The sequence below is a fragment of the Allohoeflea poritis genome, from assembly GCF_027889715.1.
Taxonomy (GTDB): Bacteria; Pseudomonadota; Alphaproteobacteria; order Rhizobiales; family Rhizobiaceae; genus Hoeflea_A; species Hoeflea_A poritis.
In genome coordinates, this window is the sequence record NZ_JAPJZH010000006.1 from 1 (window position 1) to 14920 (window position 14920).

The 14920-nt window shown below is 59.0% G+C and carries 9 protein-coding genes; 7 read left to right on the top strand and 2 right to left on the bottom strand.

Annotated elements, in window-relative coordinates; genetic code table 11:
• The first annotated feature begins 53 nt into the window (after nt 1–53).
• From OOZ53_RS10880 to OOZ53_RS10910, 7 genes are all read left to right on the top strand, one after another.
• Nucleotides 54–407: a nitrile hydratase subunit alpha gene (locus OOZ53_RS10880; protein ID WP_271089547.1), complete on the top strand. Its 354-nt coding sequence runs from the start codon at nt 54–56 to the stop codon at nt 405–407.
• Between the two features lie 33 nt (nt 408–440).
• A complete protein-coding gene (locus OOZ53_RS10885; RefSeq protein WP_271089548.1) occupies nt 441–794 on the top strand; it encodes a nitrile hydratase subunit alpha in 354 nt (117 codons plus the stop codon).
• Nucleotides 795–1453: 659 nt separating this feature from the next.
• The gene (gene lanM / locus OOZ53_RS10890) at nt 1454–4795 is read left to right on the top strand and encodes a type 2 lanthipeptide synthetase LanM (protein ID WP_271089549.1); all 3342 of its coding nucleotides are present in this window, start codon (nt 1454–1456) and stop codon (nt 4793–4795) included.
• A 32-nt stretch (nt 4796–4827) separates the two neighbouring features.
• Nucleotides 4828–6003 (top strand): quinone oxidoreductase family protein, encoded by a 1176-nt coding sequence (locus OOZ53_RS10895; protein ID WP_271089551.1) that lies wholly within the window; start codon nt 4828–4830, stop codon nt 6001–6003.
• Between the two features lie 152 nt (nt 6004–6155).
• Nucleotides 6156–7397 carry an NHLP bacteriocin system secretion protein gene (locus OOZ53_RS10900; RefSeq protein WP_271089552.1) on the top strand — a complete coding sequence of 414 codons (1242 nt, stop codon included), beginning with the start codon at nt 6156–6158 and terminating at the stop codon, nt 7395–7397.
• Nucleotides 7394–9535, top strand: a complete 2142-nt coding sequence (locus OOZ53_RS10905; protein WP_271089554.1) for an NHLP family bacteriocin export ABC transporter peptidase/permease/ATPase subunit — start codon at nt 7394–7396, stop codon at nt 9533–9535. The genes OOZ53_RS10900 and OOZ53_RS10905 overlap by 4 nt, the downstream gene beginning before the upstream one ends.
• Before the next feature lie 151 nt (nt 9536–9686).
• Nucleotides 9687–12446 (top strand): NHLP bacteriocin export ABC transporter permease/ATPase subunit, encoded by a 2760-nt coding sequence (locus OOZ53_RS10910; RefSeq protein ID WP_271089556.1) that lies wholly within the window; start codon nt 9687–9689, stop codon nt 12444–12446.
• A 108-nt stretch (nt 12447–12554) separates the two neighbouring features.
• Here OOZ53_RS10910 and OOZ53_RS10915 read toward each other — a convergent pair whose 3' ends face one another.
• Together OOZ53_RS10915 and OOZ53_RS10920 are read right to left on the bottom strand one after the other, a co-directional pair.
• Entirely contained in the window at nt 12555–13466 is a 912-nt protein-coding gene (locus OOZ53_RS10915) for a LysR family transcriptional regulator (RefSeq protein ID WP_271089557.1), read from the bottom strand.
• Between the two features lie 935 nt (nt 13467–14401).
• Nucleotides 14402–14896 (bottom strand): invasion associated locus B family protein, encoded by a 495-nt coding sequence (locus OOZ53_RS10920; protein ID WP_271089558.1) that lies wholly within the window; start codon nt 14894–14896, stop codon nt 14402–14404.
• Nucleotides 14897–14920 lie beyond the last annotated feature (24 nt).

The following is a 14920-nucleotide window of genomic DNA, read 5'->3' on the forward strand; positions in this document are numbered from 1 at the left end:
TCAGCGCCTTGACGAAGTAATCTGTAACCGCATTCCAGAAATGGAGAAATACCATGTCCAAATTGAATATCAATCCGAGAGAAGCCCACGCCGCACAGGCGGACTTCCTCAAAAGAGTCTGGACCGACGATGCCTTTGCAGACCGTCTGCAGAGCGACCCGAAAGCCGTCTTTGCCGAAATGGGCAGCCAGGTCGGTGACGATGTCGAGATCCGGGTCGTGCGCGACACCGAAAAGGTCAAGCACTTGCACATCCCGGCAGCGCCCTGGGAGGGCGAAATCGCTGACGGCGACCTTCTTAGTGCCCAGGGCGGCACATCAGGCCCCTTGTGCTACATCACCGTTGTCACCGTGCTCGCCACCATTGGTGCTGGTGCTTCGGCCGGTATCAGCGCCTTGACGAAGTAATCTGTAACCGCATTCCAGAAATGGAGAAATACCATGTCCAAATTGAATATCAATCCGAGAGAAGCCTCGGACGCACGTGTGGAACTGCTCAACAAGGTCTGGACCGACGATGCGTTCGCGGACCGTCTGCAGAGCGACCCGAAAGCCGTCTTTGCCGAGATGGGCGGACAGATCCCCGATGATGTCGAGATCCGGGTTGTCCGCGACACCGAGAACGTGAAGCACGTTTACATTCCGGCAGCGCCGTCGGAAGGTGAAATCGCAGACACAGACCTCCTCGGCGCCCAGGGTGGCACATCGTTCGTTTGTATTACGACCGCAACGTTGCCGCTCAGCTACGTCTTGTCGGGATCGGTATCTGCACTAACAGTACTCACGCCTAAGTGAACGAACTGAGACGTGTTTTCAGGACATTCGTTGGAATGGCCTCCTATCGGAGGGTTTGGGCGCATCCGTCCCAATCTCTGTCTGCAGGCCACACCGCCAGCGCCGCCGCCAGGCAGAGTTCATGGCGGCGGCATATCTGTGAGCGCATGCAATGTGCCCGCCAACCAATCAAACAATGATGGCCTCCACCAGCTTCGTGTCTTCTGCCGTAGTGTCGGCCCACCACTCGGCGAAAACTGCCTAATTCGGCGAAGCTGTCAGCGGCAGCCCGCCGGCGCAGCGGGTAACCATCACAAGGGCAGGCCAACGATGTCCCAGGCCGAAACCGCCTCGCCCGACGGGTGGGGCAAATGATCCAACCCAATCACATCCAGGCTGCCTGAACGCCCGTGACAAATGGCAATACCGCCGGCCCGCAGAGCCGGTGGTTTCACTGTGCGCAATGGCCTGTGGCAATGCGGCGCCGGAACAGCCCGGACGATAGCATTTCTTCTATCGGGTAGATCGGAACAAAAGATTGGTGCCACCTGCCTGCCCCACTTACATCCAGATTCATCCAGGGGACGCCAGCGTGCGGTAGACAACACCCCGCAGACACGACGGCGTCCACTAAAAAACACGCGGTTCACACCGCGACGCAATAACGCCGGAGACACGAAATGGCCAACCAAGCGAAAATGCCCGATCAGCTACAGGTTCTCGATAATACGCCGCACGCTGAAGCGTTCAGCGATGAGGAATTGCTGGCTCTCGCCGCGCGCGCCAGCACACTCGACGAACGCCTGTCAGGCAATTATGTGCCGATCGCGCCGGATCAATCCGACGCCAGAGCGGACGCGTCTTTTAATGCCTGGAGTTCGTCGGCGTCCGGCGGCGACCCGGGGCTGTTGGACAAGATCTGCGCGCATCGAGGACTTGATGCCGGTCGGATCAAACCCTTGTTCGGCGACGTTGCTCTGGCGCCGGCTCAACCACGGCCCGATTGGATCGATACCTTTGCATGGCTGTTTCCCGCCCTTCAGGCGGAACCTGCGCCACAGGACAGTGTCACGCCGGACGGTGAACCGCTGCAGCCTTTCGAGCAGCTGTTCTACCCGCTGGTCGCCGCAGCGCGACAACGGCGCGATGAGCAGGCCGACGACCGGTGGCTGTCGCTCTTCCATGAACAGGCGCTCCGCGATCTGGACCGCGCCCTGCTCAAGCCGTTGACTGATATTTGTGTGCGGGCATTAAACGACAGGTTCAGTCTGACACTTCACGCGGCCGAAGGCGGTCTCGGCCTCATGGCTTTTGCGGGCAACCATACATCGGCCAGCCTCGAGGAACGGGTCGCGGATTTCGCCGCGGACCTGCGAAAACAAGGACTCAAGGCCTTCTTTTCGGATCGTCCGGTGCTTGCCCGGCTGTTGTCGAGCGTCGTCGGGCAGTGGCAGTCGGTAACCCTGGAATTCATGGAGCGGCTGTATGGCGATCTGACCACGGAGATCGCCGCCATCAGCGGTGGAGCGGCGACTGACCGGGTCGCCCGCATCGGAGCGGGTCTTTCGGATCTGCACAATGGCGGCCGATCGGTTTACAAGGTCACATTCGAAAGCGGCCTTCGCATCGGTTACAAGCCGAAGGATCTCAGCATCGATCTGGCCTGGGCCGATCTTTTGGACTGGCTTGACAGCAACCAGGCGCCGGCATCGGCCGGCAGGCCGAAGGCCCGAGCCTGCGACGGCTATGGCTGGGTCGAGTGGCTGTCGCCGAAAGACTGTGCGAGCCTTGACGAGGCACGACGCTTCTTCCACCGCTCCGGCGCGACTCTGTGCCTTATCCGGATGCTGCAGGGTAACGATTTTCACTTCGAGAACGTAATCGCCTGCGGATCCGTACCGGTTCCGGTTGATCTGGAGACGATCATGGTGGCGCGAACGAAGGACGTGCCGGTGATCGACGACTCGGAACGGGCCCTGCTGGACGCCTTCAAACGCCTTGACGACTCCGTCTATTCGACCGGCTACCTGCCGGGTTGGATAGGCATTCCAGGCGGCGCAGCGGTTCTCATGGGCGGGCTCGATATCCATGAACCGCCGGCCACGGTGAAAGCCGCCAACGCCGCTGGAGAACAGGGCAAGTCGGGCAAGCCCGGCGCCGGCGGTTCGGATGCTCCGAGCAACGTGCCGAGCCTGGACGGCACACCCCTGCGGGTGAAGGATTTCGAGGGCGATTTGATTGCCGGCTACGAGGCGATGTTCGATTTCCTGTGTCGGCGCGGGGCCGACATCGCGGCGCCCGGCGGTCCCCTGGACAGCTTCGAGAATGTGACGTTCCGGCCGGTGTTAAGGCCGACCCGGATCTACGCCATGCTGCAGCAGCGCGCACTGGGGCGCAACTCGGTCTGCGACGGCGCCGCCTGGAGCCAGAACTTCGATTTCCTCTACCGCTCGTCGCTGACGCAGGATGTCGTGCTGCCTATCGCTCAAGTCTGCGCCTATGAGCGCACCTCAATGTCGGAGTTCAACATTCCCTTCTTTGAGGCACGCACCACGTCGAAGGATCTCATCTGTGGCGATGGTACCGTGGTCCGCGACTACTTCCGGGCGCCATGTCTCGACGAAGTGCGCCTGCGCCTGCGCTCTCCGGAGCGAGATCTTCTGCGTCGCGACCGCCTGATAATCGAGCAGGCGCTGAATGCCACCGCAACGGTCGCCAACGCCAGCGGACCGCAGATCGCGGCAGCGGACATTCCGTTGAGGTCGGCCTCGAAGGAACGACTGGTGGGCGCCGCGCTGGACCTTGCGGATTCTATCGAACAGGCGTCGATCTGCGCCGGCAAGGGTGTCACGTGGCTGGGCCTCGCACCGATTTCGTCGGATGAGCGAACGCTGCAGCTTCAGGCCCTTGGACCATCGCTCTTTACCGGAACCATGGGTATCTCCTTGTTCTATGCAGCGCTCTACCGCGCCACGGAAGATGACATCTACCGAACCCGTTCGCTTTCAACGATTGCCTCCTTGCTCGACGCCGCTGCTGACGATCCGCACAGGCTGCAGGCGGCGATGCGCATCGCACCGCTCGGGCTCGACGGTGGTGTCGGCGGACTGATTTACGGTCTCGTGAATCTCGCGACTTTGCTGGACGAACCACGACTGCTTGACACGGCCCTGACCTATGCCGGAAAGCTGACTGATGAGATCATCAAGGACAGCAAGGAATACGGGCTGTTCTCAGGAGTGGCCGGCGCGTTGATCGGCCTCGCGACCTTATACCGCCAGCACCCCCATGCGGCTATCGAAAGCCACATCCGAACCTGCGCTGACCTGATTGTGGCGCGCCGCACCAGCACCATGTTTGGCGGTCAGGCATGGCGGGACCGGACGTGGATGCTGCCGCAGGCGGGGCTGATGCACGGCGCAAGCGGGATTGCCCTGGCGCTCGGGCGGGCCGGGCAGCTTCTTGGCACATGCGCCTATAACGAGGCTGCGCGGCAGGGGCTCGATTACGAGCACGACCTGCTTGAACGCTGCGGTGGCTGGCCGGACCTGCGAAATGTTGCCGACAAGGAGATGGTTTCCGACGCCCCGTGCGTTCCCGACTACGCCAACGGTGCGGCCGGGGTGGGCATGGCAAGGCTGGAGCTCGCAAAGATCGACGGATTGTCGGACGGCTGTGCGAGGGATGTGGAGCGGGCGGTACGAACCGTACGTGATGCACCGATAACGCAAGTCGACGAACTGTTCTGCGGCAACATGGGCCGCGCCAGCTTTTTAATGGAAGCAGCACGGACGGCACAGGACAACGCTCTTCAGCGTGACGCCGACGCCCTGGTCGCCAAGGTTCTGTCGATAGCCGAAGACAATGGCACCTTCCAGTGGCGCGCCGGAAAGGACGGCGACAATCCGTGCTTCTTCAATGGAGCTGCTGGCATTGGTTGGGCACTGCTGCGGCTCGCCGATCCGAGCCTTGTACCGAATGTGCTGGCCGTGACGGCCAGCGACAGAAGCCTCGCAACGTAATCAGCAACGGCTTGATCAGAAAGGAAAGTCCAATGAGACAGCTTTGCATCATCGGCCCAGACTACACCGGCGGCCAAATTGTGGAAGGCACCGAGAGTATCTTCGAGCTGGAGGGCGTTCCTCTACGCAACGCCATCATCGAAACCGAAGCACTCCGTTTTGATCCGGATGCGGCGGAGAATGCGGACAGGGTGTTTTTCAAGGTTCACGCCTTTTCCTGCAACTACCGCGACCGGGCCCTGGCGCTTCATATGGCGAAACCGCAACACCGAAAGAACTACTATGTGATCGGGTCGGAATTCGTCGGCGAGGTTCTGGCCACGGGCCGTCAGGTGACGGACTTGAAACCCGGTGACCGTGTCATCGGTGATGGCGCCTATCCCGACAGCGGTGTTCAGGGAGTGATGCCCGGGCTGCCGACCAATCAGGGCTCGCGCGAACTGCAAATCATGCATCGGCGCAAGCTGATCCGGCTCCCCGAAGGCATCCCTGACCATATTGCAGCAGGTTTTACAATTGGAGGTCAGACGGCCTACAGCATGATCCGCCGCCTAAACCTTCAAGATGGCGACAAGGTGCTGGTGACCAGTGCAAAATCGAGCACCTCCCTGTTCGCCATCTGTGCATTGCAGAACCACCCGGTCGAGGTCTACGGCCTGTCCACGTCAGAATGCCATCGTGATGAACTTTTGGCGCTCGGCTTGCGCGAACTGATCGTCGTTGACCCCAGCCAGCGGGGATGGTCCGACAGCCCGGATCTCATGAAGCGCATCGGCGCATTCGGTGGCTTCAATGCGGTGATTGACCCGTTCTCCGACGTCTATGTCCCGGAAATCACCAACCTGATGGCCATGGGCGGACGCTATACCACCTGCGGCATCGCCGACCAGCACTCCTCGCTGATTGGCCGGGACTCCGATATTGCACCCATCAACCCGACTAATCTCATGGCCGGTCTTATGATGAAGAACATCACGATCATCGGTAACTGCCTTGGGCAAACCGGCGATCTGCAGGCCGCCTTGGACGACTGCGCGGCGGGCCGGCTGCCCGTTCCGGTCCACTCCCGCATTGCGCCAAGCGACACGGGAGCATTCCTGACGGACACCTATCTCAACAAGGACCGTTTCGGAAAAGTGATCTTCGAGTACGACCGCTCGCCCATGGTCTCCGCCGTTCAAGAAACGCGAACAATGGAGCCCGTGTAGAGGTCGAGAGGTCTGGTCCGGCGTCGGCAAGCCCGGGTGGTCGGTTTCAGCCGCAATGCGCAGACGCCGAGCCATCTCCCATCCTGGTCGGCCCGGTGAACAGTGTGACGTCAGAATTCGGCCGCCCGTGCGCCACCACAGTGGAGTGAACAATGTTGTATCGCCCTGAAGCACTCAAAAGGCTTTCATCGCCCGAGGAACTGAGAGAAGCCATCAAAGTCACGTCTCCCATGACATGGCTGCTTGTTGTGGTGCTGTTCTTCGGGTTTGGTGTCGTTCTTGCCTGGAGCGTTATGGGCACCATCCACACAAGCGTGCGCGGGCCGGCATTCATTATTTACGAGGACACCGAACTCACAGAGGTAGTGGCGGAGGGCAGCGGCACACTTGCCCGGCTCAATGTGCAGCAGGGCGACGTGGTCGCCGCCGGCGACGTCGTGGGCATCGTTTCGAACCCGGGACTGGCTGGTCGCCTGGAGGAGGCCCGGCGCCTCGCCGATGAAGCTCACAACGCGATCGACGACAACCTGACAACGAAAAGGACCGAGCTTGCCGAATATGACCGGCTGCAACGATTGCGCCGGACGGCGTTGGAAAGCCGCCTCGCCCAGGCAACCGAAATGGCCGAAGCCTATGAAAAGCGCCTGGCTGGCCAGGAGGAACTCCTGGAGCGCGGATATACGGTCGTCGCCAGGGTCGACGAGATCAGAACCGAGTACTTTCAGTCACAACAGGAAATGGAGGCTGTCCGGAACGAAATCGCTCAACTTTCGCTGGAGCGCGAAGAAAGGGTTACACAGTGGAACCAAAAAATCCTGGAGTTGGAGACTCGGCACTCCGAACGGCTTGCAAATGTTCATGAACTTGAAGATGAGCTTGAGCGGACCGGGACAATCCGAACTCCTGTCTCGGGCGAAGTGTCCACGATCATCGCAATCGAAGGCACGTACCTGAACGCCGGCAATCCGGTTCTGACGGTCATCATGCCCAGCGCGCACCTGGACACCCTGGCTTTCCTCAACGCAACGGATGCAAAACTGGTTGAACCGGGGATGCCAGTATGGATTTCACCTGCGACGTTCAAGCAGGAGGAGTATGGCACGATCATCGGCTCGGTGACCGAAGTCTCACGGTTTCCGATGTCGGCGGAAGCTTTGTTCGCAACCCTGCGGAACCGTGAGCTGGTTGACCAGTTCATGCAAGGGGGTGCGCCTCTTCTTGCGCATGTGGCAATGAAGCGCACGCCGGATGGAAAGCTCGTCTGGACCTCGGATAAGCCGACACCGGCTGCCGTTACAGCGGGAACGCTGGCCAGCGTGTCTGTGGTCGTCCGTGAGCAGTCACCGATCACCCTCGTACTGCCAACCCTCAAACGGTGGAGCGGTTTACAATGAGCCGCGTGCACACACCCACCGTCATCCAGATGGAGGCTGTCGAGTGCGGCGCAGCCTCGCTTGCGATCATATTGGAGTATTTCGGCAAATGGGTTCCACTGGATGAGCTGAGAGCCGTTTGCAATGTCTCCAGGGACGGCTGCAATGCAGCGGACATCGTTCGGGCAGCGCGTGGCTACGGGCTTGAAGCCAAGGGTTATCGCTACGACCTGGCGAAGACCTCCCGGCTTCGCGCACCGTTCATCGTCTTTTGGGAATTCCGGCATTTTCTTGTCGTCGAAGGTTTTGGCAGGGGATGTGTGCATCTGAATGACCCGGAATCCGGCCCGCGCACGGTCACGCTGGACGAGTTCAGCGGCTCCTACACCGGATTGGCGCTAGCCTTCGAGCCCACTACGTCATTTGAACGCTCAGGAAGACGTCCAGGAGTCACCCGCGATATCCTCTCGCGATTGCAGCAGGCCCGCGGCGGCGTGATCATGCTTATTCTGGTCAGCCTGCTTCTGATCGTCCCCGGTCTGGCGGTTCCCACCTTCTCAAAGATTTTCATCGACAACATCCTGATACAGGATGTCGACCAGATGCTGCGTCCATTGCTGTTGGCGATGATTGTCGCCGTGATCGCTTACGCGACAATGGCCTGGCTGCAAGAATGGTGCCTGATGCGCATCGAGAGCAAGCTCTCATTGACCGGGTCCGCGGATTTCATCATCCGGTTGCTGAAGCTACCGATTCGGTTCTTCACCCAACGCAATCCCGGCGACCTGGTGGCCAGGCTCCTGGCCAATGACTCGATCGCTCAATCGCTCGGCGGCCAGGTTGGGCGCATCTTTGCAAACTTCCTGAGCGTCGCTTTCTTTGCCGCAGTCATGCTGGCCTACGATGTCCGGCTCACGGTCATTGGTATTGGCATCAACGTGATTGCTGCGATCGCAAGCATCAAGGCAAGGCGCATATTGCGAAACACCAGCCTGAAACTCGAAACTGAGAATGGAATGCTGCTGGGTCTGGGGCTGCTTGGCATTCGCTCAATGGACACGGTCAAGGCCAGCGGCGGCGAGGATCAGGTTTTTTCGCGTTGGGCCGGCAACCATGCGAAAACGGTCAATACCGAGCAAAAACTGGGTCGGATCACAAACCTGATCGGCATCCTGCCAAGCATGGCTTTGACGTTGACGACTGCGATCATACTGGGCTTTGGCAGCTTCCGAATTGTCGAAGGCGCCCTTACGATTGGCGGTCTCGTCGCCTTTCTGGCGCTGATGACCGCCTTTTCCCGGCCTTTCGAAGGGCTGGTTCAGTTCATAAGTGAGTTGCAGAGCGTGAGCGCGTCACTCACCCGGGTCAATGACATCTTGAAACATGATGCTGCCCCGCGGTTCACGCGTCCGACTGTAAAAATGGCGGCGGACAAAACCAAATTGTCAGGCCGCGTCGAGCTGAGAAATGTGACTTTCGGCTTTTCGCAGTCAGGGCCTCCCCTCATAGAAAACCTGGACATGGTCATCGAGCCCGGCACGCGGGTCGCGCTCGTCGGCACCACGGGCAGCGGAAAATCAACGGTCGGACAACTTGTCGCCGGCCTTTACAGGCCGCTTGACGGTGAGATTTTGTATGACGGTATTCCCATTCATGAAATCCGACCGTCGCTTCGCGAGAGTTCAATTGGCTGGGTCTCGCAGGACATCTTCCTGATTGAGGGATCCGTCTACGACAATCTGACCCTCTGGGATTCGACGATCTCCCTGGAAACCGTCATCCGGGCGGCGAAGGATGCCGAAATCCACGATGTCATTGATCGCCGGCCGGGCGGTTATGGAGACCATCTCCTGGAGGGCGGATCCAATCTCAGCGGAGGCGAGGCACAGAGGCTTGAGATTGCGAGAACCCTGGCTTTGGAGCCGAGCCTCGTGATTCTTGACGAGGCCACCAGTTCGCTTGACGCGTTGGTCGAGCAAAGGATTGATCGAAACATACAAAGGCGGGGTTGCAGTTGCCTGATCATCGCCCATCGGCTGTCGACCATTCGCGACGCCGAAGAGATTCTGGTGCTTGATCAGGGCAATGTTGTCGAGCGGGGGACACACCGTTCATTGATGAAGGCAGGAGGCCGTTATCGCAACCTTGTTGAATACTGAGCGGCCGAAGATCGGTCTTCCGGAGACTGTCAGCTTGCGCTCGCTATGCATGCGCGAGGGGGTTCCGGTTTCGTCTTGTGGTGCCGGTCCCGTCTCCCTGATCGGTCCTTCGACTTGCTGGTATGTGGCTGAGGGCACGGTCGATCTTTTCGTGACAAAACTGAATGAGAACGGCAATCCAACCGGGCTGCGGACCTACGTCCTGACAGCGGAGACTGGCGATTTGCTATTCGGCATCGAACCGGGTGAAAACTGCGCCACAGGCGGCCTTATTGTACGCGGTCACGCGGATACGTCGCTCGTCACGCTGCCTCTCGCCAGGCTCGAAAGGGAAACGGGCATCACACCGGCACTCGTCAACGGCATTAATGGCTGGGTCGACGGCCTGACCGCGGCCATGTGCGCCTGCGCCTCACCAAAGCCGGTGATGGGTGAACATCTTTCGAGAAACCGCGCCGTCGTTGCCAAGCCTCAAAACCGCTACGCACCGGATGGAGAAACCCTGTGGATCCATGGCCTGGACAGATTTGTCTATTGCGACACGGTTGAGGTGACCCCTGGCGTTGATGTGTTTCCGGTATCCGGGAACGCCTGGATAATGCCGGAGACAGGAGGGCCGCTGGCGATCTTCACGACCAGGCAAGTGGTTGATGAGGGGCTGCTATGGCCGGCCCTCGCACAGTTTCACAGCAGCGTCCTCAAGGGCATTGCCAGGGGCATCGACCTGAACCGGGCTGACACGCTGGAACGCCAGCGCCGCCGTGAGCAACGGGACGATGAACTGCTCGGCAATGCCTTCAGCGACGCCCTTGTCGTCAACCGGCAAGCGAAATCGGTCGCACATGAACTCAGCTCGGCAGACGATCTGACAAAGGCTGTCGCGCATCTGGCGGCAATCCTCAACACCGGCGCGCCAAAAGGCGACATCAGTGCCGGCGCGACAGACGCACCACCGCGCTTGAGTCAATTGTTTGCATCCGCCAATCTGGCAAGCCGTGTAGTCCAATTGTCCGGTCAGTGGTGGAAATCAGCCGGTGCTCCCATGATCGCGTGGACCAAGACCGGGCAACCTTTGGCAATGTGGTCGGCAGACCGCAGCGGCTATTCCTGTTTCGACCCCGCAACCGGACAAACCGTTCGCGTCGACGGCAGGCTGGCCGAAGAGGTGTCGGAGTTGGCACGTGCCGTATATCCGACGCTTCTGAAAGACAGGATCGGGTTCCGCGATCTGGTCAAAACGGGAATGCGCGGTAGCAAGCGGGACCTTGCGTTCCTTTTGCTGTTTGGCGTGACCGGCGCGCTGGTTGGTCTCATAACCCCTTCTGTTACGGCGTTCCTGATCAATAGCGCGATACCACAAAGCGCTCAGCGGCTGGTCGTTGAGATGTCCGCGGTCCTAGTCTCCGTCGCGATCGTCGTGGCCATTTTCCAGTTCCTCCAGGCGACGGCCCTGCTGAGGATGGAAACGATCTTCGAGGCGCAGACACAGGCGGCGCTGTGGCATCGGCTCATGCACTTGCCCACAAGTTTCTTCCGAAGGTTCAATTCCGGTAATCTGGCGATGCGCGCCATGGGACTGTCGCAGATGCGGATGGTTTTGTCGCAGGGCGTGGTAACAGCCGCGCTGGGCGGCGTCTTCTCGTCATTGAATTTCGTGGTCATGATCGTTTATGGCGGCTGGCTGACCATCGCCGCCGTGTTGATAACCGTGTTGACAGTTACGGTGGCAGTTGTCGCGAACCTGCTGAAACTGCGGCAGTTACGCAAGGCGATCGCGGTGCAGGACAACCTCGCCGGGTTGTCGGCACAGGTCCTAGCGACGATAAAAAAACTCCGCGTGGCAGGCGCCGAAAATCGCATCGCATCCAAACTGATCAGCCTGCACAACCAGCAGCGCATACATGACTACAATGCACGCTCGATCGAGAACGTGCTGCGTGCCTTCAACATCGTTATCCCGTTGTTTGCAAGTGCGGTCTTTTTTGCCGTTGTTGAATTCCTGTTCAATGAACTGCCCGCGACGGGGCATTTTGTTGCCTTCACTACCGCTTTCGGCAGTTTTCTCGTCGGTATTACCGGGATGCTGAACAGCGTTCCATTAGGATTGATCGCCGTTGTTCTCTTTGAGCGATTGAAACCGATCCTGGACACACAGCCGGAAACCTCGGCCGAATCCCTACCGCCGGGCGAACTCCTCGGCCGCATTGAGTTAAATGGCGTCACCTCCGGCTATCTCGAGGAAGGCCCTGCCATCATCAACAACGTGTCATTGAAAATCGAACCCGGTCAGTTCGTCGCTATTGTCGGCCCTTCGGGCTCCGGCAAATCGACATTGCTTCGGCTGCTGCTCGGATTCGAGCAACCGCAGAGCGGAAGTGTCCTTTACGATGGCAAGGATCTCTTCAAACTTGATATCGGCGCTGTCCGGCAGCAATTCGGAGCCGTCCTGCAAAATGCAGAGGTTTTGGGTGGAACGATCTTTGAGAACATCGCCGGCTCGCGCCCGCTTAGCATGGAGGCCGCCTGGGAGGCCGCGAGGAAGGCTGGCCTCGATCAGACGATCAAGGCCATGCCGATGCAGATGCACACCGTTCTCAACGATAGCGGGACTATATCGGGTGGGGAGAGACAGCGATTGATGCTCGCGCGGGCCCTGGCCGGCAATCCGCGTATTCTATTCATGGACGAAGCGACCAGCGCTTTGGACAATGCCACACAGGCCATAGTTGCCGACTCGCTTGCGAGACTGGACCTGACGCGGGTGGTCATCGCGCACCGCCTTTCCACGATAAAGGATGCGGACGTGATCCTGGTCATGCAAAACGGCAGTATCGTCGAGTCCGGGAATGCCGAGACCCTGCTCAAGAAGGGCGGCCTGTTTTCGAAATTTGTTGAACGGCAGCGGTTCTGAACCCACTTGCACAGATGATGCATCGCCACGACATCGAAACATCGCGATGCGTGCAGCAAGGCAATTGGCCGACCGTCTTCGGAAAAGCGGTCCGCTGAGGCATTGTGCTTACAGCGTGCCCCTCATGTCTTCCAGTGTTTTATTGAACTGCTCAAACAGCTCTTCATATTGCGAACTGCGTACACAGCCGTCGCGCCACGCCAGGCCGACCGATCGGGTCAATGTCCTTCCTTCGACCTCCCGGAATACGATCCTGTTGTCGTCACAGAGGTTCGAAGTGATGTAGGATCGGGGAAGCAGCGCCATCCCTTTGCCGGTGGACACCAACTGGCTCAATCCGTCAAGCGTGGTGCCCTCATAGTCATGGTTTACCTCGGCGCCGATGGAGTCGTGGAATTGCCGTACGCTGGGCGGCATTCCGTGTTCCGATCCTAACGTCATCATCTGTTGACCCGTCAACATTTCGGGACGGATGATGGGCTCAGCGGCCAGCGGATGATCAGCCGGGATGCCGAGCCACATCGGATCGGAAACCAGTTCCCGAAAGACAAGGGTCCCCTGCTCTTCGGGCGCCCGTGTCAGGGCACAGTCAAAAGTGCCGGCAAGAAGTCCCTGCTCCAATTGCTGCGGCCGTTCCTCGCGGATGATAACTTCTAGTCCCGGATAGTCCTCACTCAACCGCGGCAACAAATACGGCAGGAAGTATGGCCCAACGGTCGATAAGGTGGCCAGCCTGATCAGCCCGCCCAGATTGTCGGCCGCTTTGCGGGTGACATTTTCGATCTCTTCAATCGTGGCCAGCGCATGGCGTGACAGTCCGACGACAATTTCCCCAAGAGGTGTTGGCCGCGCGCCGCTCGGTGAACGGTCGAGCAGCTTGGCATGAAGCCGGTCTTCCAGAAGTTGAATCTGCGCGGACAAAGTGGGCTGTGTAACATTGCAGCGGCGTGCAGCAGCACCGAAATGTCCGGTATCGGTGACCGCTACGAGGTATTCCAACTGACGGTGTGTGGGATGCATCGACATGGCTCCTAAGTACCTGTTTTTTATCGGACCAATCCGAAGTGCCCCACGTTTAGATATGCATGCCGAATCACCATTTCAAGTTGCAGTACAGGCTCAACTCACCCCGATATGCCAATCTTTACGGGCCAATAAGTCAAGCTGCCTCGCCGGGTCACACAGCGGATTTCCTTGATCTTGCTTTTCCTTTCAGATGCTTAATTTCTGGATCGGCGAGCATACGGCCTTCTTCGGCACAAAGGTACCGTCAGCCCTATTCGGGGCCGTTTTCACAATATTTCTTCAATGAGTTCAGCTCGATGGCACTCAAAGATACCGTCAAGAGCGACCATATCGGTGACGGTACCGGCAGGAGTCGCCAAAATCAGGGGCATGGAGGTCCGTCAAATATACCGTCAATATTTTTTGCTTCACCGCAATGTCCGCACATGGCGGACATTGGATGATGATGGAAAAATTCTTGATATCAATTGCTTGTGAGAACACTGGTCAACCGCGATCAACACGGATCCAAGTGCCATAGCGCCAGCCCTTCGAGCGCAGCTCTCAGGGCGTTCGTCGCTCGAAAAGGTCCACCGGATCTTTGCGTTGAAGTGCTGCGCGCTTCAACCGCTCCTCACTCCCATTCGATGATCAATTGGGCAGATAAGTCGCTGATTTCATGGCAATCTTGTCTGCGGCAATTCGCGCATACCGTCAGAAATACCGTCAATATTCTAAGCCTTTGAAATTGCTTACGCTAATTTCTCACACTGCTAATAAAAACATGTGGAAAATCACCAAACGCGCGACCGGAGACCTTCCAACCGTGTCGGGCAGGCATTGCAGGTTCAAATCACGGGCCAGTAACCAACGCGGTCAGGAGAGTCTTTTACAAGCGGCGGCCTGGTCGTCCGCGCCGATCTGGCCCATCTGTCAGTTTGCGCGTATCGCTAATCGATCCTCGCGTAAGCCGCCGTGAAACCCGCCAGCGTGAAATTGGCGTCGATCTTCTGTTTCTGAAGATCGAAAAAGCTCAGGACAAGCTGGCTGCCGGCGCGCAGGGCGGAAAGCAGTGCCTGATCGACGATATGTCCGCCGTAGCAGCCATTGGCGTCGCAGGTCTGGATGGGAATCGTGATCGGTGCGGCCTGGTCCACCTGCATGGACAGGCCGTCGACGATGGACAATCCCAGGGGAACCTGCAGCAGCAGCGATGCGAAACCGTCCTCGGCGGCTTTTGTCGTCTTGATCGTCAGGCGCGCCAGCCGCTGACCGGTCTCGCGGACAATGATCTGCTGTTCCATCGTGCATGCCAAGGTGTCCTCGCGGCCGGCGGACACGCAGACGACATTCCAGTTCCTGGCATTGTCCGGCGCGCCACCATCTTGGGCCTTTGCCGTGGAATTCAAGACAAACCCGGTTATCGAGACCAAGAGTGCAGCCATCGGCACTGCACTCCTGCCGTCACC

Excerpts from the sequence above, each read along its gene's own strand:
- OOZ53_RS10880 (WP_271089547.1), top strand. The coding sequence starts at position 54 with ATGTCCAAATTGAATATCAATCCGAGAGAAGCCCACGCCGCACAGGCG.
- OOZ53_RS10885 (WP_271089548.1), top strand. The coding sequence starts at position 441 with ATGTCCAAATTGAATATCAATCCGAGAGAAGCCTCGGACGCACGTGTG.
- lanM (WP_271089549.1), top strand. The coding sequence starts at position 1,454 with ATGGCCAACCAAGCGAAAATGCCCGATCAGCTACAGGTTCTCGATAAT.
- OOZ53_RS10895 (WP_271089551.1), top strand. The coding sequence starts at position 4,828 with ATGAGACAGCTTTGCATCATCGGCCCAGACTACACCGGCGGCCAAATT.
- OOZ53_RS10900 (WP_271089552.1), top strand. The coding sequence starts at position 6,156 with ATGTTGTATCGCCCTGAAGCACTCAAAAGGCTTTCATCGCCCGAGGAA.
- OOZ53_RS10905 (WP_271089554.1), top strand. The coding sequence starts at position 7,394 with ATGAGCCGCGTGCACACACCCACCGTCATCCAGATGGAGGCTGTCGAG.
- OOZ53_RS10915 (WP_271089557.1), bottom strand. The coding sequence starts at position 13,466 with ATGCATCCCACACACCGTCAGTTGGAATACCTCGTAGCGGTCACCGAT.
- OOZ53_RS10920 (WP_271089558.1), bottom strand. The coding sequence starts at position 14,896 with ATGGCTGCACTCTTGGTCTCGATAACCGGGTTTGTCTTGAATTCCACG.